General features: G+C 69.4%; 20 protein-coding genes. 10 read left to right on the forward strand and 10 right to left on the reverse strand.

Going from position 1 to position 19,996, the window contains the following annotated elements; all coding sequences use genetic code 11:
• The 5 genes from ACIA8E_RS31440 to ACIA8E_RS31460 all read right to left on the reverse strand — a co-directional run.
• On the reverse strand, window positions 1–102 hold a 102-nt coding region (locus ACIA8E_RS31440), incomplete at its 3' end, for a DUF6507 family protein (RefSeq protein ID WP_356675197.1).
• A 104-nt stretch (window positions 103–206) separates the two neighbouring features.
• Window positions 207–518 carry a pore-forming ESAT-6 family protein gene (locus ACIA8E_RS31445; protein WP_399303121.1) on the reverse strand — a complete coding sequence of 104 codons (312 nt, stop codon included), beginning with the start codon at window positions 516–518 and terminating at the stop codon, window positions 207–209.
• A gap of 59 nt (window positions 519–577) precedes the next feature.
• Window positions 578–910: a hypothetical protein gene (locus ACIA8E_RS31450; RefSeq protein ID WP_399303123.1), complete on the reverse strand. Its 333-nt coding sequence runs from the start codon at window positions 908–910 to the stop codon at window positions 578–580.
• 311 nt (window positions 911–1,221) lie between these two features.
• Window positions 1,222–1,446: a DUF397 domain-containing protein gene (locus ACIA8E_RS31455; RefSeq protein WP_399303125.1), complete on the reverse strand. Its 225-nt coding sequence runs from the start codon at window positions 1,444–1,446 to the stop codon at window positions 1,222–1,224.
• Entirely contained in the window at window positions 1,433–2,251 is an 819-nt protein-coding gene (locus tag ACIA8E_RS31460; protein WP_399303285.1) for a Scr1 family TA system antitoxin-like transcriptional regulator, read from the reverse strand. The genes ACIA8E_RS31455 and ACIA8E_RS31460 overlap by 14 nt, the downstream gene beginning before the upstream one ends.
• Window positions 2,252–2,392: 141 nt before the next feature.
• Between ACIA8E_RS31460 and ACIA8E_RS31465 the strand changes: the two genes are divergently transcribed.
• The 4 genes from ACIA8E_RS31465 to ACIA8E_RS31480 all read left to right on the forward strand — a co-directional run bounded on the left by ACIA8E_RS31465 (window position 2,393) and on the right by ACIA8E_RS31480 (window position 6,780).
• A complete protein-coding gene (locus tag ACIA8E_RS31465) occupies window positions 2,393–2,719 on the forward strand; it encodes a hypothetical protein (RefSeq protein WP_399303127.1) in 327 nt (108 codons plus the stop codon).
• Complete coding sequence (locus tag ACIA8E_RS31470; RefSeq protein ID WP_399303129.1) at window positions 2,716–3,018, forward strand: hypothetical protein; 303 nt, start codon at window positions 2,716–2,718, stop codon at window positions 3,016–3,018. Before ACIA8E_RS31465 ends, ACIA8E_RS31470 begins: the two co-directional genes overlap by 4 nt.
• 42 nt (window positions 3,019–3,060) lie before the next feature.
• Entirely contained in the window at window positions 3,061–5,361 is a 2,301-nt protein-coding gene (locus ACIA8E_RS31475) for an ATP-dependent RecD-like DNA helicase (protein WP_399303131.1), read from the forward strand.
• 129 nt (window positions 5,362–5,490) lie between these two features.
• The gene (locus tag ACIA8E_RS31480) at window positions 5,491–6,780 is read left to right on the forward strand and encodes a citrate synthase (RefSeq protein WP_399303133.1); all 1,290 of its coding nucleotides are present in this window, start codon (window positions 5,491–5,493) and stop codon (window positions 6,778–6,780) included.
• A 512-nt stretch (window positions 6,781–7,292) separates the two neighbouring features.
• On the opposite strand, the gene ACIA8E_RS31485 is transcribed toward ACIA8E_RS31480, so the two are convergent.
• Window positions 7,293–9,704 carry a heavy metal translocating P-type ATPase gene (locus tag ACIA8E_RS31485; RefSeq protein WP_399303135.1) on the reverse strand — a complete coding sequence of 804 codons (2,412 nt, stop codon included), beginning with the start codon at window positions 9,702–9,704 and terminating at the stop codon, window positions 7,293–7,295.
• A gap of 144 nt (window positions 9,705–9,848) precedes the next feature.
• Window positions 9,849–10,157 carry a heavy-metal-associated domain-containing protein gene (locus ACIA8E_RS31490; protein WP_399303137.1) on the reverse strand — a complete coding sequence of 103 codons (309 nt, stop codon included), beginning with the start codon at window positions 10,155–10,157 and terminating at the stop codon, window positions 9,849–9,851.
• 306 nt (window positions 10,158–10,463) lie between these two features.
• Here ACIA8E_RS31490 and ACIA8E_RS31495 point away from each other — a divergent pair, with 306 nt between their 5' ends.
• Window positions 10,464–11,510: a zinc-dependent alcohol dehydrogenase family protein gene (locus tag ACIA8E_RS31495; RefSeq protein ID WP_399303139.1), complete on the forward strand. Its 1,047-nt coding sequence runs from the start codon at window positions 10,464–10,466 to the stop codon at window positions 11,508–11,510.
• A gap of 111 nt (window positions 11,511–11,621) precedes the next feature.
• Here the strand turns inward: ACIA8E_RS31495 and ACIA8E_RS31500 are convergent, their stop codons facing one another.
• The 3 genes from ACIA8E_RS31500 to ACIA8E_RS31510 all read right to left on the reverse strand — a co-directional run bounded on the left by ACIA8E_RS31500 (window position 11,622) and on the right by ACIA8E_RS31510 (window position 13,460).
• Window positions 11,622–11,819 carry an AlpA family transcriptional regulator gene (locus tag ACIA8E_RS31500; protein ID WP_030935124.1) on the reverse strand — a complete coding sequence of 66 codons (198 nt, stop codon included), beginning with the start codon at window positions 11,817–11,819 and terminating at the stop codon, window positions 11,622–11,624.
• A 221-nt stretch (window positions 11,820–12,040) separates the two neighbouring features.
• Window positions 12,041–12,424: a peptidoglycan-binding protein gene (locus ACIA8E_RS31505; RefSeq protein ID WP_329163689.1), complete on the reverse strand. Its 384-nt coding sequence runs from the start codon at window positions 12,422–12,424 to the stop codon at window positions 12,041–12,043.
• Window positions 12,425–12,509: 85 nt separating this feature from the next.
• Complete coding sequence (locus ACIA8E_RS31510) at window positions 12,510–13,460, reverse strand: sugar phosphate isomerase/epimerase family protein (RefSeq protein ID WP_399303141.1); 951 nt, start codon at window positions 13,458–13,460, stop codon at window positions 12,510–12,512.
• Between the two features lie 134 nt (window positions 13,461–13,594).
• Here ACIA8E_RS31510 and iolC point away from each other — a divergent pair, with 134 nt between their 5' ends.
• From iolC to mmsA, 5 genes are read left to right on the forward strand one after another with little or no spacing between them, the layout of a single operon-like run.
• The gene (gene iolC, locus ACIA8E_RS31515) at window positions 13,595–14,644 is read left to right on the forward strand and encodes a 5-dehydro-2-deoxygluconokinase (protein WP_399303143.1); all 1,050 of its coding nucleotides are present in this window, start codon (window positions 13,595–13,597) and stop codon (window positions 14,642–14,644) included.
• On the forward strand, window positions 14,641–15,528 hold the full coding sequence (locus ACIA8E_RS31520) for a deoxyribose-phosphate aldolase (protein WP_399303145.1): 888 nt from the start codon (window positions 14,641–14,643) through the stop codon (window positions 15,526–15,528). The genes iolC and ACIA8E_RS31520 overlap by 4 nt, the downstream gene beginning before the upstream one ends.
• A gap of 31 nt (window positions 15,529–15,559) precedes the next feature.
• Complete coding sequence (gene iolB / locus ACIA8E_RS31525; RefSeq protein WP_399303147.1) at window positions 15,560–16,504, forward strand: 5-deoxy-glucuronate isomerase; 945 nt, start codon at window positions 15,560–15,562, stop codon at window positions 16,502–16,504.
• Entirely contained in the window at window positions 16,501–18,411 is a 1,911-nt protein-coding gene (iolD, locus tag ACIA8E_RS31530; protein WP_399303149.1) for a 3D-(3,5/4)-trihydroxycyclohexane-1,2-dione acylhydrolase (decyclizing), read from the forward strand. The genes iolB and iolD overlap by 4 nt, the downstream gene beginning before the upstream one ends.
• Window positions 18,412–18,431: 20 nt before the next feature.
• Complete coding sequence (gene mmsA / locus ACIA8E_RS31535; RefSeq protein WP_399303151.1) at window positions 18,432–19,931, forward strand: CoA-acylating methylmalonate-semialdehyde dehydrogenase; 1,500 nt, start codon at window positions 18,432–18,434, stop codon at window positions 19,929–19,931.
• Window positions 19,932–19,996: the final 65 nt, after the last annotated feature.

The raw sequence follows: 19,996 nt of genomic DNA on the forward strand, positions 1-19,996 counted from the left end.
GTACGACTTCGCGTACGACTCGATCTTCCCCGCCGTCTCACCCGTCGTCTTCAGCACACCCTGAATACCCTGCGGCTTCAGATCCCACCCGGTCACCAGCACACCCCCGTGCCCCAACTACCCACCACGAACAGTCGAACAAAACGTTTCCGCGCGCACCACCGTCCCGAGGGCCGACACCCCCGGAAATCCGGTGCGGTGACGTCTCAGCCGATGTTGTCGACGGCTGCCTTCGCGCGCGTGATCGTGTGCTGCGCGGTCCCGTCGTTCTTCTCCAGCGTCGTCTTCAGCAGCTGGATGATGCTCTTGACCTCCTGCGAGGCCCGGTTCCACCGCATTTCCTTGCCGTGGTACTCATCCGCCACACCGTCCGCCGTGAAGTCCGCCATCGCAGCCTTCACCTGCCCGTCACGCGCCGCGATCACTTCCTCCAGACGCGCGATCACAATCTGGATGTTGCCCTGCGCATCCGCCGACGCACCCGTGTCATACGCACGACGATCACTGCCACCAGCCATCAACAAACACTCCCCGTGAAATCCGTGAAATCTGTGGAACCCAAGAAACCGAGAGGCGGTCAGCGTCCGCCGAAGCGGGCCGCGTCGAAGTTCGCCGCGCCCATCTGCTGACGCGCGTTGTCACCCTGCTCCTGGTCACCCGAGCCGAACGCCGACTCCATGCCCGACTGACCACCCAGCAGCGCCGACAGCGAACCGTTCAACGCCGCCGTGATCTCGTCCGACCGGTTCTTGAACGAATCGAACGCCACCCGACCCGCACCGTTGAACTTCCCCTCCAACGGCGCCGCCGCCTGCACCAGCTGACGGATCAACGTGCCCAAGTCATCACTCGAACCACGCGACTTCGACGTCAGACTCGACAGAACCTGCGCCCCCATATCGAACTTCATATGCTTCCCCCTGCAAAGTCAGACGAACATACGTTCCGCCATCCCTATCAACTCCGCGTTGCCAATGCAATTGAATGCATCACGTCGTGGAGAACGCACGGGAGGGCGGCACTAGACCTGGTGGCGCGAAATGGGGGAAAATGTGACGTACTTGACCTGCTGCAAGGAGTGGCTCGTTGCTCTGTGGGCCGGCCCCCGTAGATTTCCGGCCGATCTTCGCAGCATGAGCTCGGAACCCGTCACTCGCAGGACCTGACAGCGGCCCCGTCAGGTCCAAGACCGTAACGGGCCGCTGCGCTGCTGAGCACACCTCAGCTGGAGAGATCGCCCTGCTTGACTGCGGCGACGAAGGCCGACCAGCCGCCCGTGGAGAAGAGGAGCGCGGGGCCGTTGGCGCACTTGCTGTCCCGGACGGGCACGGTGGCGTGGCCGCGGGCGACCTCAACGCAGTCGCCCTGACCGCCGCCGCTGAAGCTGGACGTGAACCACCCCGTGAGCATGGCCGAGTCGGAGACGGTGTGCTTACTGCTGACCATGTTCGTGTTCCTCTGCTGCCGCCCGCACAAGGGCCACTGATTCCTGGTGCGACATCGCATCGCTCAAGGCCAGATCGTAGGCCGTCCGACTGGAGGTCACCAGGGCCGGATCATCGATCAAGTGTCCTGTCAGAAATCCTTCGACATAGGCAACCGACGCGGCGTCCTCAAAGCCCAGGATGGTGGCCAAGCCCTCCTGGAGCGCATGGGCGCCCACCCCGAACGGCAGCACATGCAGCCGTAACCGACCGGCATCGGCCATGTCCGCGATTTTGCGCAGCTGCTCCGCCATCACCTGCGGTCCTCCCACCCGGCGCCTGAGCACAGCTTCGTCCAGCATGGTCCACAGGACAGGATTCAACGGGCCGTCGAGGACGCGGGCGCGCTCGGTCCGGATGACGACGTCCCTGTCAAGTTCCTCTTTCCTGTGATTTGGCCGGTACGCACGGAACAGCGCCCGCGCATATCCCTCAGTCTGGAGCAGACCGGGAACCAGCGAGAGCGCGAACTGCTGGATCAGCGCCGCCTGTCGCTCCAGCTCCGCCACCACCGCGAAATGATCGGCGTACTTCGACTCCAGGTCTTCCAGCCAGCGGGTAAAGAACCCGTCCGTCCCCAGCGCCCGGTCGACCCGCTGCGCGTCATCCGGGTTGGGTAGCCGCCGCCCCGCCTCGAAGTGGCTGATGAGCGTCGGCGAGCACACGACCTGATCGCCCAGCGCTTCCTGGGTCAGCCCCGCCCCTGTCCGCCGCAGTCTCAACTCCTCGCCGTACTTCTCCCTCGGCGTACGCGGTTTACGGCTCATCCCCACGAGATCAACTCCCTTACCTGACCAGCGCGCTGTCAAGCCCGAACCCCTGGCGGCGTAGCCAGCCGCGACCCCAGTCTGTGATGAGTTCGCCACAGACCGCATTCGTTCGTGGGTAAGCAGAGGGAGCACGCCGACATGAGGGATCTTGTCCACCGACTCACCGCGCCGCTGATGCGGTTGGTACGGCTCCGAAGGCGGGGCCGGCCGAAGTCGCAACCCGCCTGCGTCTACCCGTACTCCTGCGAGTACGTCGCAGGACCCACCGTCCACCGCACCGGCGAGCGGCCGCCGCGCGGGGAGGACAGCCCGTTGGTACGCCCCTACTTCGAGGCGCACGAGCGCCAAGTCGTCGAGGAGCGGCGCCGACGGATGCGCGGGGGCGGGCTGAGGATCGCCGTGTACGGGGTGGACGTCGACCCGCGCCTCATGCGCGGCCGCGCGGAGGAGGTGGCCGCCGCATGAGTGACGGGGAGCACGAGCCCGGTGTGTTCAGGCTTCTGCCATGGACCGGGGCGGAAGGCAAGCCCTCTTACGTACTGACGGATGGCACCGGCCATGTGTCCCGGGTCGCGGACAGCGTCGAGAGCATCCAGCTCTCCATGGCTGAGGATCTGCTGGGCCATGCCACCCACCTGCTGGGCGACCGCCGGGTCGGTGCCGTCGAGCTCCGCTTTCTGGCCGGTCGGCTGAGCGAGTCCCTGCGAGACGTCGTACGGATCGCGGAGAGCAGGGGCGCGCGGCTGGAGGCGCCAGGTCCGTGACTCCCCCTTCGGACTGTCGGTGCCGCCCGATACCGTCGGGGTATGTCCAACATGGCCGTCCTCGAAGGCGTGCTTGAGCGCATCACGTACGCCAACGAGGAGAACGGGTACACGGTCGCCCGCGTCGACACGGGTCGGGGCGGCGGTGATCTCCTCACGGTGGTCGGCTCGCTGCTCGGCGCGCAGGTCGGGGAGTCGCTGCGGATGGAGGGGCGCTGGGGTTCGCACTCCCAGTACGGCAAGCAGTTCACGGTGGAGAACTACACGACCGTGCTGCCCGCCACGATCCAGGGCATCCGCCGCTATCTCGGCTCCGGGCTGATCAAGGGCATCGGCCCGGTGATGGCCGACCGGATCACCACCCACTTCGGCGTCGAGACGCTCGACATCATCGAGCAGCAGCCGAAGCGGCTCGTCGAGGTCCCCGGGCTCGGGCCGAAGCGGACGAAGATGATCGCCGCCGCCTGGGAGGAACAGAAGGCGATCAAGGAGGTCATGGTCTTCCTTCAGGGTGTCGGTGTCTCGACGTCCATCGCTGTCCGTATCTACAAGAAGTACGAGGACGCGTCGATCTCCGTCGTCAAGAACCAGCCCTACCGGCTGGCCGCCGACGTCTGGGGCATCGGCTTCCTCACCGCCGACAAGATCGCGCAGGCGGTCGGTATCCCGCACGACAGCCCGGAGCGGGTCAAGGCCGGTCTGCAGTACGCGCTGTCGCAATCCACCGACCAGGGCCACTGCTTCCTCCCGGAGGAGCGGCTGATCGCCGACGCGGTCAAGCTGCTCCAGGTCGATACGGGGCTGGTCATCGAGTGCCTCGCCGAACTGGCCGAGGATCCGGAGGGTGTTGTACGGGAGAAGGTGCCGTCGCCCGAGGGGGGCGAGCCGATCACCGCCATCTACCTCGTACCGTTTCACCGTGCCGAGGTCGCCCTCGCCGCCCAGGTGCAGCGGCTGCTGCGGACGCCCGAGGACCGGATGCCCGCCTTCCAGGACGTGGACTGGGGCAAGGCCCTGACGTGGCTGGCCGGCCGTACAGGGGCGACGCTCGCCCCTGAGCAGGAGGCCGCCGTCCGGCTCGCGCTCAGCCGGAAGGTGGCCGTGCTGACCGGCGGACCCGGCTGCGGGAAGTCGTTCACCGTCCGCTCCATCGTCGAGCTGGCCCGTGCCAAACGCGCAAAGGTCGTTCTGGCCGCGCCCACCGGGCGGGCGGCGAAGCGGCTGTCGGAGCTGACCGGGGCCGAGGCGTCCACCGTGCACCGACTGCTGGAGCTCAAGCCGGGCGGGGACGCGGCTTATGACCGGGACCGTCCGCTGGAGGCCGATCTGGTCGTCGTCGACGAGGCGTCGATGCTCGATCTGCTGCTGGCCAACAAGCTCCTGAAGGCCGTGGCACCCGGTGCCCATCTGCTGCTTGTCGGAGACGTCGACCAGCTGCCGTCGGTAGGCGCGGGGGAGGTGCTGCGCGATCTGCTCGCCGAGGGCGGTCCTGTCCCGGCGGTCCGGCTGACGACGATCTTCCGCCAGGCCCAGAAGTCCGGCGTCGTCACCAACGCGCACCGGATCAACTCCGGAGTGCCGCCCCTCACCCAGGGCCTCGACGACTTCTTCCTCTTCGTCGAGGACGAGACGGAGGACGCGGGCGTGCTCGCGGTGGACGTCGCGGCCCGCCGTATCCCGGCCAGATTCGGCCTCGACCCCAGGCGTGACGTGCAGGTCCTCGCACCCATGCACCGCGGCCCGGCCGGTGCCGGCCACCTCAACGGCCTGCTGCAACAGGTCATCACCCCGGGCCGCCCCGACCTGCCCGAGAAGCGGTTCGGTGGCCGGGTCTTCCGTGTCGGCGACAAGGTAACCCAAATCAGAAACAACTACGACAAAGGGGAGAACGGCGTCTTCAACGGCACGGTCGGCGTCGTCACCTCGCTCGACCTGGACGAGCAGAAACTGATGGTCCTCACGGACGAGGACGAGGAGATTCCGTACGACTTCGACGAGTTGGACGAGCTGGCCCACGCGTACGCCATGACGATTCACCGCTCCCAGGGCAGCGAGTACCCGGCCGTCGTCGTCCCCGTCACCAAGAGCGCCTGGATGATGCTCCAGCGAAACCTCCTGTACACGGCCGTGACGAGGGCCAAGAAGCTCGTCGTGCTGGTCGGCTCACGGCAGGCGATCGGCCAGGCGGTCCGGACAGTTTCCGCAGGCAGACGCTGTACGGCGCTGGATTACCGGCTGCGCGGAGGGTCCGGCGGAGGATCCCCCGAAAAAATGATCGATCAAATCGGTGGGAAACATCACGGAGGCCTTCCGGAACCGGAGTCAAGGGGGCAGGATGAGTAAGTTCGCGGCACTGAGTGCCGTGGGTAGGTCCAATGGACGACCCCGAGTGCACTCTCCTGAGCCAAATGGGGGAGGGTGGAGACAGTCAGGGAACCTCGAAGAAGAGGCACTACGTCGGTGAGGGATGACGTGAGCGACAACTCTGTAGTACTGCGGTACGGCGATGACGAGTACACCTACCCGGTGATCGACAGCACCGTCGGCGACAAGGGCTTCGACATCGGGAAGCTCCGTGCAAATACCGGCCTGGTGACGCTGGACAGCGGATACGGCAACACCGCCGCATATAAATCCGCCATCACCTATCTCGACGGTGAGCAGGGCATCCTGCGGTACCGCGGCTATCCCATCGAGCAGCTCGCTGAGCACTCGTCGTTCCTCGAGGTCGCGTACACGCTCATCAACGGTGAGCTTCCCAAGGTCGACGAGCTGTCGACCTTCAGGAACGAGATCACCCAGCACACGCTGCTGCACGAGGACGTCAAGCGGTTCTTCGACGGCTTCCCGCGTGACGCCCACCCGATGGCCATGCTGTCCTCGGTCGTCAGCGCGCTGTCCACGTTCTACCAGGACAGCCACAACCCGTTCGACGAGGAGCAGCGTCACCTCTCGACGATCCGTCTGCTGGCCAAGCTGCCGACGATCGCCGCGTACGCGTACAAGAAGTCGATCGGGCACCCCTTCGTCTACCCGCGCAACGACCTCGGGTACGTCGAGAACTTCCTGCGCATGACCTTCTCGGTCCCCGCCCAGGAGTACGAGCTGGACCCGGTCGTCGTCTCCGCGCTCGACAAGCTGCTCATCCTGCACGCGGACCACGAGCAGAACTGTTCGACCTCCACCGTGCGCCTGGTCGGCTCCTCGCAGGCGAACATGTTCGCCTCGATCTCCGCCGGTATCTCGGCGCTGTGGGGCCCGCTGCACGGTGGCGCCAACCAGTCGGTGCTGGAGATGCTCGAGGGCATCCAGGCCAACGGCGGCGATGTCGACTCCTTCATCCGCAAGGTGAAGAACAAGGAGGACGGCGTCCGGCTGATGGGCTTCGGCCACCGCGTCTACAAGTCCTTCGACCCGCGCGCCAAGATCATCAAGGCCGCGGCCCACGACGTGCTGTCGGCGCTCGGCAAGTCCGACGAGCTGCTCGACATCGCGCTCAAGCTGGAGGAGCACGCGCTCTCCGACGAGTACTTCGTCTCGCGCAACCTCTACCCCAACGTGGACTTCTACACCGGTCTGATCTACCGGGCCATGGGCTTCCCGACCGAGATGTTCACCGTGCTCTTCGCGCTCGGCCGGCTCCCCGGCTGGATCGCCCAGTGGCACGAGATGATCAAGGAGCCGGGTTCCCGCATCGGCCGCCCGCGCCAGATCTACACCGGTGAGGTCCTGCGCGACTTCGTCCCGGTCGAGGGTCGCTGAGCTTCGTAGCGTCCCCAGCACCACCCCGGCCTCGGTGGCCGGCTGCCTTCGCCCCGCGTACCGCGCTTCGCACAGAGCGCGGTGTCCGGGGCGATTTGCTTGCCCGGGACCGGGCCCGCGAGCCTGCCCGGTCCGGCAGGCATCCGTACAGAAGGCGAGAAGCGCCCCGCCATCGATCCCCCCACGGGTCGACAGCGAGGCGCTTCCCATATCCCGGAGCGGATTCCCCCCACGGGATCCGGCCGGGCGTCTGTGGGAGCCGAAGCTCCTGGGCATTCCTCGTACCACTGCGCTGTACCGCTGTTCCTCATGGCGGTCCGCCGGGGTACGTACGCACGGGAGGGCCGCTCAAAGCTCCCCGGGCACGTGCCCCGGCCAACGCTTGCCTGAAGCGTCCCCCAAGACGCTTCGCTGGACGTCCCCCAAGACATCCTTGGCATCGCACTCTAAGACTCTCGAACCTGCTGAATGGTTACCCCAAAACCAATGTGATCTAAATCTCATTGTGGAAATCATGTGAAGGATCGCAGTCGCAGGCTGTTCGTCACGACGAAGACCGATGAGAACGCCATCGCCGCTCCGGCAATCATAGGGTTGAGCAGGCCATATGCCGCAAGGGGTAGAGCGACGACGTTGTAGCCGAAGGCCCAGAAGAGGTTGCCCCTGATGGTGGCCAGTGTCCGCCGCGAGAGCCGGATGGCATCGGCAGCCACCTTCAGATCTCCACGAACGAGGGTGAGGTCGCTCGCCTCGATCGCGGCGTCCGTGCCGGTACCCATCGCCAGCCCGAGATCCGCCGTGGCGAGCGCGGCGGCGTCGTTGATGCCGTCGCCGACCATCGCGACCGTGCGTCCCTCGGCCTGCAGCTGCTTGATGACGTTCACCTTGTCCTCGGGCAGCACCTCGGCGTAGACCTCGTCGATGGAGACGGTACGGGCCACGCTGTCCGCCACGGCCCGGTTGTCACCGGTCAGCAGCACCGGCCGCAGGCCGAGAGCGCGCAGCTCGGCCACTGCTGCCGCGCTGGAGTCCTTGATCGTGTCGGCGACCCCGAGGACACCGCGCGCCTCGCCGTCCCAGGCGACGGCGATGGCCGTGCGACCCCGGGCCGCCGCGTCCGCGAGGGCGGCGGACAGTGCCTCGGGGATGCCGATTCCGGCGTCGGTGAGCAGCTTCGGGCGCCCGACGAGGACCTGATGTCCGTCGACGGTGCCGCGCACCCCGAGCCCCGGGACGTTGGCGAAGTCCTGGACGACCGGCAGTGCCGCCCGGGTCCGTTCGCGGGCGCCGGTGGCGACCGCTTGGGCGATGGGGTGTTCGGAGGCGTGCTCCAGGGCGCCTGCCAGCCGCAGCACCTGCGATGCGTCGGTGCCTGCCGCCGTGTGGGTGTCCTGGAGGGTCATCCGGCCGGTGGTGACGGTACCGGTCTTGTCGAGGACGATCGTGTCGATACGGCGTGTGGTCTCCAGGATCTCGGGTCCCTTGATCAGGATGCCGAGCTGTGCGCCGCGCCCTGTGCCGACCATGAGGGCGGTGGGTGTGGCGAGGCCGAGGGCGCAGGGGCAGGCGATGATCAGTACGGCGACGGCGGCGGTGAACGAGGCCGTCACGTCGTCGGTGAGAAGCAGCCAGGCGACGAGAGTGGCCAGCGCGATCAGCAGGACGACCGGGACGAACACCGCCGAGATCCGGTCGGCGAGGCGCTGCACCTCGGCCTTCCCGTTCTGGGCGTCCTCGACGAGCCTGGCCATCCGTGCCAGCTGGGTGTCGGCGCCGACCCGGGTGGCGCGCACGACGAGACGGCCCGAGACATTGACGGTGGCGCCGGTGACGTCGTCCCCGACGTTCACATCGACCGGGACGGACTCGCCGGTGAGCATGGACGCGTCCACCGCCGAGGCGCCCTCGGTGACGGTGCCGTCGGTCGCGATCTTCTCGCCCGGACGGACGACGAAACGGTCGCCGACGGTCAGCCGGTCGACAGGGATGCGCACCTCCGTGCCGCCCTGGAGGACGGCGACGTCCTTGGCGCCGAGATGCATCAGCGCGCGGAGCGCGGAACCGGCCTTCCGCTTGGACTTCGCCTCCAGATAGCGGCCCAGCAGGATGAAGGTGATGACCCCGGCGGCGACCTCCAGATAGATCGTGGAGGAGCCCTCGGCGCGCGAGACGGTGAAGTCGAAGCCGTGCCGCATGCCGGTCATGCCGGCGTCGCCGAAGAACAGCGCCCAGAGCGACCACCCGAAGGCGGCAAGGGTGCCTATCGAGACCAGGGTGTCCATGGTGGCCGCGCCGTGCCGGAGATTGGCCCAGCTGGCGCGGTGGAAGGGCAGGCCGCCCCAGACGACCACGGGGGCGGCGAGGGTGAGGGAGAGCCACTGCCAGTTGTCGAACTGGAAGGCGGGAACCATGGCCAGGAGGACGACGGGGGTGGCGAGGACGGCCGAGACGATGAGGCGCTGACGCAGGGCTGCGAGGGCGTCGGCGGCGTAGGTGTCCGCGGCGTCCGCGGCGTCCGCAGTGTCTGCGGGGTGTGCGGGGGGTGTGGCGTCCACAGTGTCCTCGGTGTCTGCGGATTCGGTCACTGCCTGTTCGGTGGGGCTCGTGTCGTCGGCCGGTGGCGTCCGCTCGGTCGCGGGTGGCGGTACAGGCGAGGCGGGCGGCGTCGGTGCGGGCCGCTGCAGCGGCTGCGCCGTGTAGCCGGTCTTCTCGACAGCGGCGATCACGTCGTCGAGCCGGGTTCCGGCACCGAACTCGACGCGGGCCTTCTCGGTCGCGTAGTTGACGGTGGCGGTGACGCCGTCCATCCGGTTGAGCTTCTTCTCGATGCGGGCCGCGCACGAGGCGCAGGTCATCCCGCCGATCGCGAGCTCGGCCTCCGAACTCCCGGCTGCCGGGGCCTCGGCCTCTGTTGCGCTGTACATGTCCGAACTCCTGAAATGCCGACCGGGCCGTGCCTGCCAGTATCTGCTGGTCGGTCCGGCCCGGCGGTAAAGGGCGGTGCGGGTGGTGCGAATGATGCGGGGCTGCGTGGGTCTGGCAGGCGTGTTGAGGGGCCGGGACGGTATTCAGGCCTGGCCGACGAGTTCGTAACCCGCCTCGTCGACCGCGGCGCGCACGGTGCCCTCGGTCAGCGGCGTCTCGGAGACCACGGTCACCTGGCCGGTGGCGGCCACGGCCTTCACCGAGGTGACGCCCTCGATGCCGGAGATCTCCTCGGAGACGGCGCCTTCGCAGTGCCCGCAGGTCATGCCGGTCACCTGGTACACGGTGGTGACCCCGCCCGTCGTGGCCTCGGTGCCCGTACCGTCGTGGCAGGAGCCGCTCGGCGAGCAGCAGGAGCCGGTGGCCTGGGTGAGCTGGATCTCGGCGGTCATGGTGTTCTCCTCTTCGACGCGTACGTCTCGGTGTGACGCCAGGGGCTCCCGGGAATGCTGGTGCACCCCAACACTCATACTTTATACCCCTAGGGGGTATGAATGCGAGGCGGGGCACGCTTTCGGACGAGCGGTGTCGGCCATCCGGCGGAATGCGGCGGGCGGCACCGCCGACCGGCTTCGATGCGACGGGCGCGCCACAAGATCACCGCCGGGGCGTAGATTCGGCGACCTGATGGCCGGCCCGGTGGGCGGTCCGATGGAAGGCCGGGCGACGGCGGGTGGGCGGGACGAGAGGCGGGGCCGATGCGGGCTGTGGTGTTCGAGGAGTTCGGGAAGATCGCCGGGGTGCGGGACGTGCCGGATCCCGCCCCCTCCGACCAGGGCGTCGTGGTCCGCGTCGAGGCGACCGGGCTGTGCCGCAGCGACTGGCACGGCTGGATGGGTCACGACCCGGACATCACCCTGCCGCATGTGCCCGGTCATGAACTCGCCGGTGTGGTCGAGGCGGTCGGGAGCGCAGTCGTCAACTGGCGACCGGGCGACCGCGTCACCGTTCCCTTCGTCTGCGCCTGCGGCCGCTGCCCCGCCTGCGCGGCCGGGGCCCAGCAGGTCTGCGAGCGGCAGACCCAGCCCGGTTTCACCCACTGGGGGTCGTTCGCCCGGTACGTGGCGCTGGAACAGGCCGACGTCAATCTGGTCGCCGTGCCCGAAGAGCTGTCGTTCGCGACGGCGGCAGGTCTCGGCTGCCGGTTCGCGACGGCGTTCCGGGCCGTCGTCGGTCAGGGGAGGGTGGGTCCGGGCGAGTGGGTCGCGGTGCACGGCTGCGGCGGGGTCGGGCTGTCGGCCGTCATGATCGCGGTGGCCTGTGGGGCGCGGGTGGTCGCCGTCGACGTCTCGGCTCGCGCGCTCCAACTGGCGCGGACGTTCGGAGCGGTGGAGTGTGTGGACGCGTCCGCCCATCCGGGCGGCGCGGGCGAAGCGGTGCGCGAACTGACGGGTGGCGGTGCCCATCTGTCGCTCGACGCGCTGGGCTCCCCGGTCACCTGCGCCGCCTCGGTCCGGAGCCTGCGGTGGCAGGGCCGCCATGTGCAGGTGGGTCTGCTGCCCACGGCGGCCGGTGACCCCGTCGTCCCCATGTCGCGGGTGACAGGCCTGGAACTGGAGATCCTCGGCAGCCATGGAATGGCCGCGCACGACTACCCGCCGATGATGGACATGGTGCGGGCCGGCACCCTGCGCCCGGACCTGCTGGTGACCTCCACCATCGCGCTGGACGCTGCCCCGGCGGCGCTCGCCGCGATGGGAACGGCCCTCGGGGCAGGAGTGACGATCATCGAACCGGCGCAGTAGCCGCGCCCGCCCGGACCCGGCGAAGACGGAGGCCCCGTACGGCGTCGGCGGATCACGGAGGCCGATCGCCGGACGGGGCCGGAACGGAAACGGGGCGACAAGGAGGAGGTGTCAGTCCCTGCGGCCCCGGTTGCCCGGGCGTGACGCGACCCAGGCGCGGACGGTGTCCGCGTACCAGTAGGGCTTACCGCCCTCCACATGGTCCGGTGCGGGAAGCAGCCCGTGTTTGCGGTACGAGCGGACCGTGTCCGGCTGCACCCGGATGTGCGCTGCAATGTCCTTGTAGGACCAGAGCCTTCTGTCCGTCATGAATGACACCTCTCTGCACCGCAGCGGCAGTCGGGGGGCCGTCGGGGGAGCCGCGGTGCGCACGACGCCGACGATCACTCGGCCTGTGTTCGGTGAACGACGCGGAGTGAGCGGCGGAGAGGGGCTGTCGAGCGCCTGTGACGGAAGACCCGCGTAACGGAGACATGTGTGACGAGGAGGTGATCTTTGTGACAGAAGGCGTGCATTGGGGTCGAATTCGACTAAGCGTTCCAGAGCGCCGACCAGGTTCGCGGTCCGACCAGGCCGCTCGGAATGAGCGGCGGGTGGTCCGCCTGGAAGCGTTGGACAGCGGCGAGGGTCGTCGGCCCGAAGGTGCCGTCGACCTCACTCCACGGCAGATAGCGGCGGTTGGCCAGCAGGCACTGCACCTCCGAGGCCCGGTCGCCCTGATCGCCGTAGAAGGTCGGCTCGTTGCCGAAGTAGAACGCGCAGACCGCGCCGGCGCCGGGCGGTGCGAGCGGCGGTGCCGGCTCCCGCCCGGCGGCCGAGGCGGCCGGGGCTGCGACGAGGGCGGCGGCGAGGGCGAGTGCGGCCAGGGCCGAGGCCCCGGCAGTCCTGGGGGTGCGGAACGCTTTTCGGATCACGGTGAGTTGCTCCTTGTCCGGTCGAGGGGTGCGGTGGGGCCGCACCCTCCTCTCGCCGAGAACAACACCGCAATCCGCCCCCACGTCACTTCCCCGGGCGGTTCGGCGTGTCGGGTGCCCGCACCGGGGTGCCGCAGGAGCGGAGGAAGTCACGGGTGCGGCGGGCGATCGGGAGGGGCTTGTCGGGCGGGCACGGGTACATGTCCTGCTCGACGATCGCGAACAGATCGACGTCCAGCCGGCGGGCGGCGTCGAGCACGGGCTCCAGGGCGGGTACGCCGTTCGGCGGTTCGCACATCACCCCGCGCGCCACGGCGGGTCCGAACGGCACCTCGTCCGCCACGACTTGGGCCAGGATCTCCGGGTCGACCTGCTTGAGGTGCAGATAGCCGATCCGCTCGCCGAAGGTCTCGATCAGCTTGACGCTGTCACCGCCGCAGTAGGCGTAGTGACCGGTGTCGAGACAGAGCGAGACCAGGTCGGGGTCCGTGGCGTCGAGGAACCGGCTGACGTTCTCCTCGCTGTCGACATGGGTGTCCGCATGAGGATGGACGACGATGCGCAGCCCGTACCGGTCCCGTACCTCGCGGCCCAGCCGCTCCGTCTGGGTGGTGAGGTCGCGCCACTGCTCCGCGGTGAGCGTGCGGTCCTCCAGAACCTCACCGGTCTTGTCGTCGCGCCAGAACGACGGGATGACCACCAGATGCTCGGCGCCCATGGCCCGGGTGAGCGCCGCGATGTCGGCGACATGCGCCCAGGTCCGGTCCCAGACGTCCGGTCCATGGTGCAATCCGGTAAAAACGGTGCCCGCGGAGACGGTGAGACCGCGGCGTCGGGTCTCGTCCGTCAGGCGGGCCGGGTCGGTCGGGAGGTAGCCGTAGGGGCCCAGCTCGATCCACTCGTAACCGGCCTCGGAGACCTCGTCGAGGAAGCGCTGCCACGGCACCTGCTGCGGATCGTCGGGGAACCAGACCCCCCAGGAGTCGGGTGCCGAGCCGATACGGATGCGGGCCGGAGCGGATGCTGAAGAGGTCATATCGCTCACACTCCCGGCCTCGGGAGACGGGTGTCAAGGCTTCGTCCTTATGTCCGGACAAAATGTTGACAGGGTTCCCGAGAGAGGGCTAGACCTGGGGGCAGCCGCTCCGGTCGCCGGTCGAAGGGACGCGTATGCCTGAGATGTACGACGTGATCACCATGGGGCGGATCGGGGTTGACCTCTACCCGCTTCAGACCGGTCTGCCGCTGGCTCAGGTCGACACATTCGGAAAGTTTCTCGGTGGCTCACCGACCAATGTGGCCGTCGCGGCGGCCCGGCTCGGCAGGCGGACGGCGGTGGTGACGCGCACCGGCCGGGACGCGTTCGGGGACTATCTCCACCAGCAGCTGCGGGAGTTCGGGGTGGACGACCGATGGGTGACGTCCGTCGACGCGTATCCGACCCCGGTGACCTTCTGCGAGATCTTCCCGCCGGACGACTTCCCGCTCTACTTCTACCGGCAGCCCAAGGCACCCGACCTGGAGATCCACGAAGCGGAACTCGACCTCGACGCGATCCGCGAGGCCCGGGTCTTCTGGATGACGGGCACCGGCCTGTGCGCGGAACCCAGCCGCACGGCCACGCTGATGGCGCTGCGCGCCCGGAGCGAGGCCCGGCGGTCCCGCGGCGAGCAGGGCCCGGGCCCCGGGCCCGTCACGGTCTTCGACCTGGACTGGCGCCCGATGTTCTGGACCGACGACCCCGGCCACCCCGGCACGGACCACCCCGTCCACCCCAACGCCTCCGCCCGTTACCGCGACGCTCTTGCGCACGCCACCGTTGCCGTCGGCAATCTCGACGAATGCGAGATCGCCACCGGGGAGCGGGAGCCGTACGCGGCCGCCCGCGCCCTGCTCGCCGCCGGGGTCGAGCTCGCCGTCGTCAAGCAGGGCCCCAAGGGCGTCCTCGCCGTCCACCGCGACGGCACCGTCGCCGACGTCCCGCCCCTGCCCGTCGAGGTCGTCAACGGTCTCGGCGCCGGAGACGCGTTCGGCGGTGCGCTCTGTCACGGGCTGCTCGCCGGCTGGGAGACCGAGCGCGTCATGCGGTACGCCAATGCCGCCGGCGCCATCGTCGCGTCCCGGCTCGCCTGTTCGCCGGCCATGCCGTTCCCGTACGAGGTGGAAGAGGCGCTCGTCCGGGGCGCCGTCACCGCCGGTGAACCCGGGGCGGGCTCATGACGCCCGCGGCCTCCTCCGTCTCCGACCTCGTCCGGCTGCGCGTGCGTCACCCCGAGGCCGTCATCGAGGCCGCCGCCCGGCGCCGAAGGCGGCCCCTCGTCGGCGACAGCGGCCGCCTGATGATCATCGCCGCGGACCACCCGGCCCGCGGCTCCTTCGCCGTCGGCGAGCAAGAACTGGCCATGGCCAACCGGTTCGAGCTCCTGGAGCGGCTCTGCCTCGCCCTCTCCCGCCCCGGCGTCGACGGCGTCCTCGCCACCGCCGACATCCTCGACGACCTGCTGCTTCTCGGCGCGCTGGAGAACAAGGTCGTCGTCGGCTCGATGAACCGCGGCGGACTCGCGGGTGCCTCCTTCGAACTCGACGACCGCTTCACCGGCCACCGCCCCGACGACCTCGCCCGGCTCGGCTTCGACGCGGGCAAGCTGCTGCTCCGTATCGACTACGACGACCCCGGTTCCCTCGACACGATGCATGCCACCGCCCGCGCGATCGACGCCATGGCCGCGCACCGGCTGCCGGTCTTCGTCGAGCCGTTCCTCTGCCGCCGTGTCGACGGCAAGGTCCGCAACGATCTCGGTGCGGCGGCGGTGACCACGTCGATCGCCATCGCCTCGGGGCTGGCCGGCACCTCCGCGTACACCTGGCTCAAGGTCCCCGTCACCGAGAACCCCGACGACATGGCGCGCGTGATGGAGACATCGACCCTGCCTGCCGTGCTGCTGGGCGGCGAGGTGGGCGGCGACCAGGAGGGTGCGTACGAGAAATGGCGCAGGGCGCTCCGACTCCCCACCGTCCAAGGGCTGGTGGTCGGGCGGTCGTTGCTCTATCCGGTCGACGGCGATGTGGCCGGAGCTGTCGACACAGCCGTGGCGCTGCTGTAGCGAGAGAGCGGGGACGGGTATGGGAGAGGGCATGACTACGGACAACGACGAAGGCGTACGCGACCGGCCGTCGCACGAGCGGCATCTGCCCGCCGGCAGTGCGGCCGACGGACCGTATGCCCTGGACATCGACCCGAAGCGGGCCGGTTGGGACCGGTCGAGCCTGCGCGTGGTGGAGCTTCCGCCAGGTGGTGTTCACACACTGGCCACCGGGGAGAGTGAATGGATCATCCTGCCGTTGACCGGTGGCTGTACGGTGCACACCTCAGGTGAGATCTTTGAACTGCTGGGCCGGGAAAGCGTGTTCAGCGGGGTAACCGACTTCGCCTACGTACCGCGCGACGCCCATGCCCAGATCTCCTCCGGCGCCGGAGGCCGCTTCGCCCTGGCAGGAGCGAAGTGCGAGCGACGACTCCCCGCTCGCTACGGCCCCGCGCCGGAGGTACCCGTCGAGCTGCGCGGCGCCGGGAACTGCTCGCGCCAGGTCAACAACTTCGCCGCTGCCGACACATTCGACTGCGACCGGCTGATCGCCGTCGAGGTCCTCACCCCCGGCGGCAACTGGTCCTCGTACCCGCCGCACAAGCACGACGAGCACCGCCCCGGCGCCGAGTCCGTCCTCGAAGAGATCTACTACTTCGAGATCGAGGAGAACCGGGGCCGGCCCGGCCTCGGCTACCACCGGGTGTCCCCGTCCCGGCCCGGCGGCACGGACGTTCTCGCCGAAGTCCGCAGCGGCGACGCCGTGCTGATCCCCGACGGCTGGCACGGCCCGTCCATCGCCGCTCCCGGCCACACGCTGTACTACCTCAATGTGATGGCGGGCCCGGGCGAGCAGCGGGAGTGGCTGATCAGCGACCACCCCGAGCACGGCTGGATCCGCGACACCTGGCACGCCCAGCCGGTCGACCCCCGGCTGCCGCTCCACGGACTCTCCGGAACGTCCGGACTCTCCGGTCAGGAGGCACCTCGATGAGCACCCGCAGGCTCACCACCGCCCAGGCCCTGGTGTCCTTCCTCGCCCGCCAGTACACCGAGCGCGACGGCCGGCGGCAGCGTCTGATCAGCGCCACCTGGGGCATCTTCGGCCACGGCAACGTCGCCGGAATCGGCCAGGCGCTCCTGGAGACGGGGGCCGCCGCGCCCGGGTCCGTATCCGCCCGGCCGGCCATGCCCTATCTCCAGGGCCGCAACGAGCAGTCCATGGTGCACGCCGCCGTCGGCTACGCCCGCCAGTCCGGCCGCCTCTCCGCGCACGCCGTCACCACCTCTATCGGCCCCGGCGCCACCAACCTGGTCACCGGCGCCGCCCTCGCCACCATCAACCACCTCCCCGTCCTCCTCCTCCCCGGCGACATCTTCGCGACCCGCCCCGCCGACCCCGTGCTGCAGCAGCTCGAGGTCCCGTCCGCGGGCGACCTCTCCGTCAACGACTGCCTGCGCCCCGTCTCCCGCTACTTCGACCGCATCACCCGCCCCGAAGCGCTCGTTCCGGCCGCCCTCCAGGCCATGCGGACCCTCGCCGACCCGGCGGAGACCGGCGCCGTCACACTCGCGCTCCCACAGGACGTGCAGGCGGAGGCGTACGACTGGCCGGAGGAGTTCTTCGCCGAGCGCGTCTGGCACGTACGCCGCCCCGCACCCGACGCCCACGAACTGGAACGGGCGGTACGGGCCGTGCGCACCGCCCGCCGGCCGCTGATCGTCGCAGGCGGCGGGGTCCATCACAGCGCGGCCGAGGAGACCCTGGCCGCACTGGCCGCCGCCACCCGGATCCCCGTCGCCTCCACCCAGTCCGGCAAGGGTTCGCTGCGTCACGACCACCCCGCCGACGTCGGCGGCATCGGACACACCGGCACCGCGACCGCCGACGAACTGGCCCGTACCGCCGACCTGATCATCGGCATCGGCACCCGCTACTCCGACTTCACCACCGCCTCCGCCACCCTCTTCTCGAACCCGGCGGTCCGCTTCCTCAACCTCAACATCACCGGCTTCGACGCCCACAAGCTCGCCGCGCTCCCGCTCGTCGCCGATGCCCGCACCGCCCTCGAAGCGCTGACCGAGGCCCTGAACGAGCGCAACTACCGCGTCGACCCGGCCTACGAGACCGAGTACACCGACGCCAAGGAGCGCTGGGAGCAGCGCGTCGACACGGCGTTCGCCGCGGACGACCCGGCTGCGCGGCCCACCCAGGCCCAGGTCCTCGGTCTGCTCGACACCCTGGTCGACGACGACGACATCCTGATCAACGCGGCCGGCTCGCTCCCCGGCGACCTGCACCAGCTGTGGCGGACCCGCTCCCGCAGCCAGTACCACGTCGAGTACGGCTACTCCTGCATGGGATACGAGATCCCGGCCGCGATCGGCGTGCAGCTGGCCGCCCCCGGCCGGCCCGTCTGGGCGCTCGTCGGCGACGGCACCTACCTCATGAACCCCACCGAGATCGTCACCGCCGTGCAGGAGAACCTGCCGGTCAAGGTCGTCGTCCTGCAGAACCACGGCTACGCCTCGATCGGCGGACTCTCCGAGTCGGTCGGCGCCGAACGCTTCGGCACCGCCTACCGGCAGCGCGCCGCCGACGGCAGTTTCACCGGCCCCCCGCTGCCCGTCGATCTCGCGGCCAACGCGGGCTCTCTCGGGATGCGGGTACTGCGTGCCAAGACCGTGCGTGACCTGCGCGAAGCCCTCGCCGTCGCGCGGACCTCGGACCGCCCCACTTGTGTCTACGTCGAGACCGAAACGGCAGACACAGTGTCGGGCCCCCCTCCGGCGCAGGCGTGGTGGGATGTTCCTGTAGCCGAAACGGCCACCCGCCCGTCGGCGGTCAAAGCCCGGGAAGACTACGACCGCCAAGTCGCAGCCCGACGCCGCCACCTCTGAAGGCCTGAAGGAGTTTCGTAATGAAGACCGTCAACCACTGGATCGGTGGCAAGACCGTCGAGGGCACGTCGGGCAACTACGGCCCGGTCACCGACCCGGCCACCGGCGCCGTCACCACCCAGGTCGCACTCGCCTCCCTCGAAGAGGTCGACGCCGCGGTCGCCGCCGCCAAGGACGCGTACGCGACGTGGGGCACGTCCTCGCTGGCCGCCCGCACCGCCGTCCTGTTCCGCTACCGCGCACTGCTCGACGCCCACCGCGACGACATCGCCGCGCTGATCACCGCCGAGCACGGCAAGGTGCACTCCGACGCGCTCGGTGAGGTCGCCCGCGGTCTGGAGATCGTCGAGCTGGCCTGCGGCATCACCACCCAGCTCAAGGGCGAGCTGTCCACCCAGGTCTCCAGCCGGGTCGACGTCTCCTCGATCCGCCAGTCGCTCGGTGTCGTCGCGGGCATCACGCCGTTCAACTTCCCGGCGATGGTGCCGATGTGGATGTTCCCGCTGGCCATCGCCTGCGGCAACACGTTCGTGCTGAAGCCGAGCGAGAAGGACCCGTCGGCCGCCAACCTGCTGGCCGAGCTGGCCGCCGAGGCCGGACTGCCGGACGGCGTGCTGAACGTGCTGCACGGCGACAAGGTCGCCGTCGACGGACTGCTGAACCACCCGGACGTCGCCGCGGTCTCATTCGTCGGTTCCACCCCGATCGCCCGCTACATCCACACCACTGCCTCCGCCAACGGCAAGCGCGTCCAGGCGCTCGGCGGTGCGAAGAACCACATGCTGGTCCTGCCGGACGCGGACCTCGACGCCGCCGCCGACGCCGCGGTCTCCGCCGCGTACGGCTCCGCCGGTGAGCGCTGCATGGCCATCTCCGCGGTCGTCGCGGTGGGCGCGATCGGTGACGAGCTCGTCGCGAGGATCAGGGAGCGCGCCGAGAAGATCAAGATCGGCCCCGGCAACGACCCGACGTCCGAGATGGGCCCGCTGATCACCGCGGCCCACCGCGACAAGGTCGCCTCGTACGTCACGGGCGCGGCGGCCCAGGGCGCCGACGTCGTCCTCGACGGCACCGGCTACACCGTCGAAGGGTTCGAGGACGGCCACTGGATCGGCCTCTCCCTCCTCGACCGCGTGTCCACCGACTCGGACGCGTACAAGGACGAGATCTTCGGCCCGGTGCTGTGCGTCCTGCGCGCCGAGACGTACGAGGAGGGCGTCGCCCTCATGAACGCCTCGCCGTTCGGCAACGGCACCGCGATCTTCACCCGCGACGGCGGCGCGGCCCGCCGCTTCCAGCTGGAGATCGAGGCCGGCATGGTCGGCGTCAACGTGCCGATCCCGGTGCCGGTGGGCTACCACTCCTTCGGTGGCTGGAAGGACTCGCTCTTCGGCGACCACCACATCTACGGCAACGACGGCGTGCACTTCTACACCCGCGGCAAGGTCGTCACCACCCGCTGGCCGGACCCGGCCGACGCCCCCGTCGGCGTGGATCTCGGCTTCCCCCGTAACCACTGATCCCCACCCCACCCGTACCGGGCCCCCGGCCGCACCAGCGACCGGGGGTCCGGCCGTTCTTCGAC

The organism is Streptomyces sp. NPDC051664 (assembly GCF_044453545.1).
GTDB lineage: Bacteria > Actinomycetota > Actinomycetes > Streptomycetales > Streptomycetaceae > Streptomyces.

Bases quoted from the DNA above. Each gene is read 5' to 3' on its own strand.
- mmsA (WP_399303151.1), top strand. From the start codon at position 18,432: ATGAAGACCGTCAACCACTGGATCGGTGGCAAGACCGTCGAGGGCACG.
- ACIA8E_RS31485 (WP_399303135.1), bottom strand. From the start codon at position 9,704: ATGTACAGCGCAACAGAGGCCGAGGCCCCGGCAGCCGGGAGTTCGGAG.
- ACIA8E_RS31510 (WP_399303141.1), bottom strand. From the start codon at position 13,460: ATGACCTCTTCAGCATCCGCTCCGGCCCGCATCCGTATCGGCTCGGCA.
- ACIA8E_RS31465 (WP_399303127.1), top strand. From the start codon at position 2,393: ATGAGGGATCTTGTCCACCGACTCACCGCGCCGCTGATGCGGTTGGTA.
- ACIA8E_RS31495 (WP_399303139.1), top strand. From the start codon at position 10,464: ATGCGGGCTGTGGTGTTCGAGGAGTTCGGGAAGATCGCCGGGGTGCGG.
- iolB (WP_399303147.1), top strand. From the start codon at position 15,560: ATGACTACGGACAACGACGAAGGCGTACGCGACCGGCCGTCGCACGAG.
- iolD (WP_399303149.1), top strand. From the start codon at position 16,501: ATGAGCACCCGCAGGCTCACCACCGCCCAGGCCCTGGTGTCCTTCCTC.
- iolC (WP_399303143.1), top strand. From the start codon at position 13,595: ATGCCTGAGATGTACGACGTGATCACCATGGGGCGGATCGGGGTTGAC.
- ACIA8E_RS31450 (WP_399303123.1), bottom strand. From the start codon at position 910: ATGAAGTTCGATATGGGGGCGCAGGTTCTGTCGAGTCTGACGTCGAAG.
- ACIA8E_RS31455 (WP_399303125.1), bottom strand. From the start codon at position 1,446: ATGGTCAGCAGTAAGCACACCGTCTCCGACTCGGCCATGCTCACGGGG.
- ACIA8E_RS31445 (WP_399303121.1), bottom strand. From the start codon at position 518: ATGGCTGGTGGCAGTGATCGTCGTGCGTATGACACGGGTGCGTCGGCG.
- ACIA8E_RS31520 (WP_399303145.1), top strand. From the start codon at position 14,641: ATGACGCCCGCGGCCTCCTCCGTCTCCGACCTCGTCCGGCTGCGCGTG.
- ACIA8E_RS31470 (WP_399303129.1), top strand. From the start codon at position 2,716: ATGAGTGACGGGGAGCACGAGCCCGGTGTGTTCAGGCTTCTGCCATGG.
- ACIA8E_RS31500 (WP_030935124.1), bottom strand. From the start codon at position 11,819: ATGACGGACAGAAGGCTCTGGTCCTACAAGGACATTGCAGCGCACATC.
- ACIA8E_RS31460 (WP_399303285.1), bottom strand. From the start codon at position 2,251: ATGAGCCGTAAACCGCGTACGCCGAGGGAGAAGTACGGCGAGGAGTTG.
- ACIA8E_RS31490 (WP_399303137.1), bottom strand. From the start codon at position 10,157: ATGACCGCCGAGATCCAGCTCACCCAGGCCACCGGCTCCTGCTGCTCG.
- ACIA8E_RS31475 (WP_399303131.1), top strand. From the start codon at position 3,061: ATGTCCAACATGGCCGTCCTCGAAGGCGTGCTTGAGCGCATCACGTAC.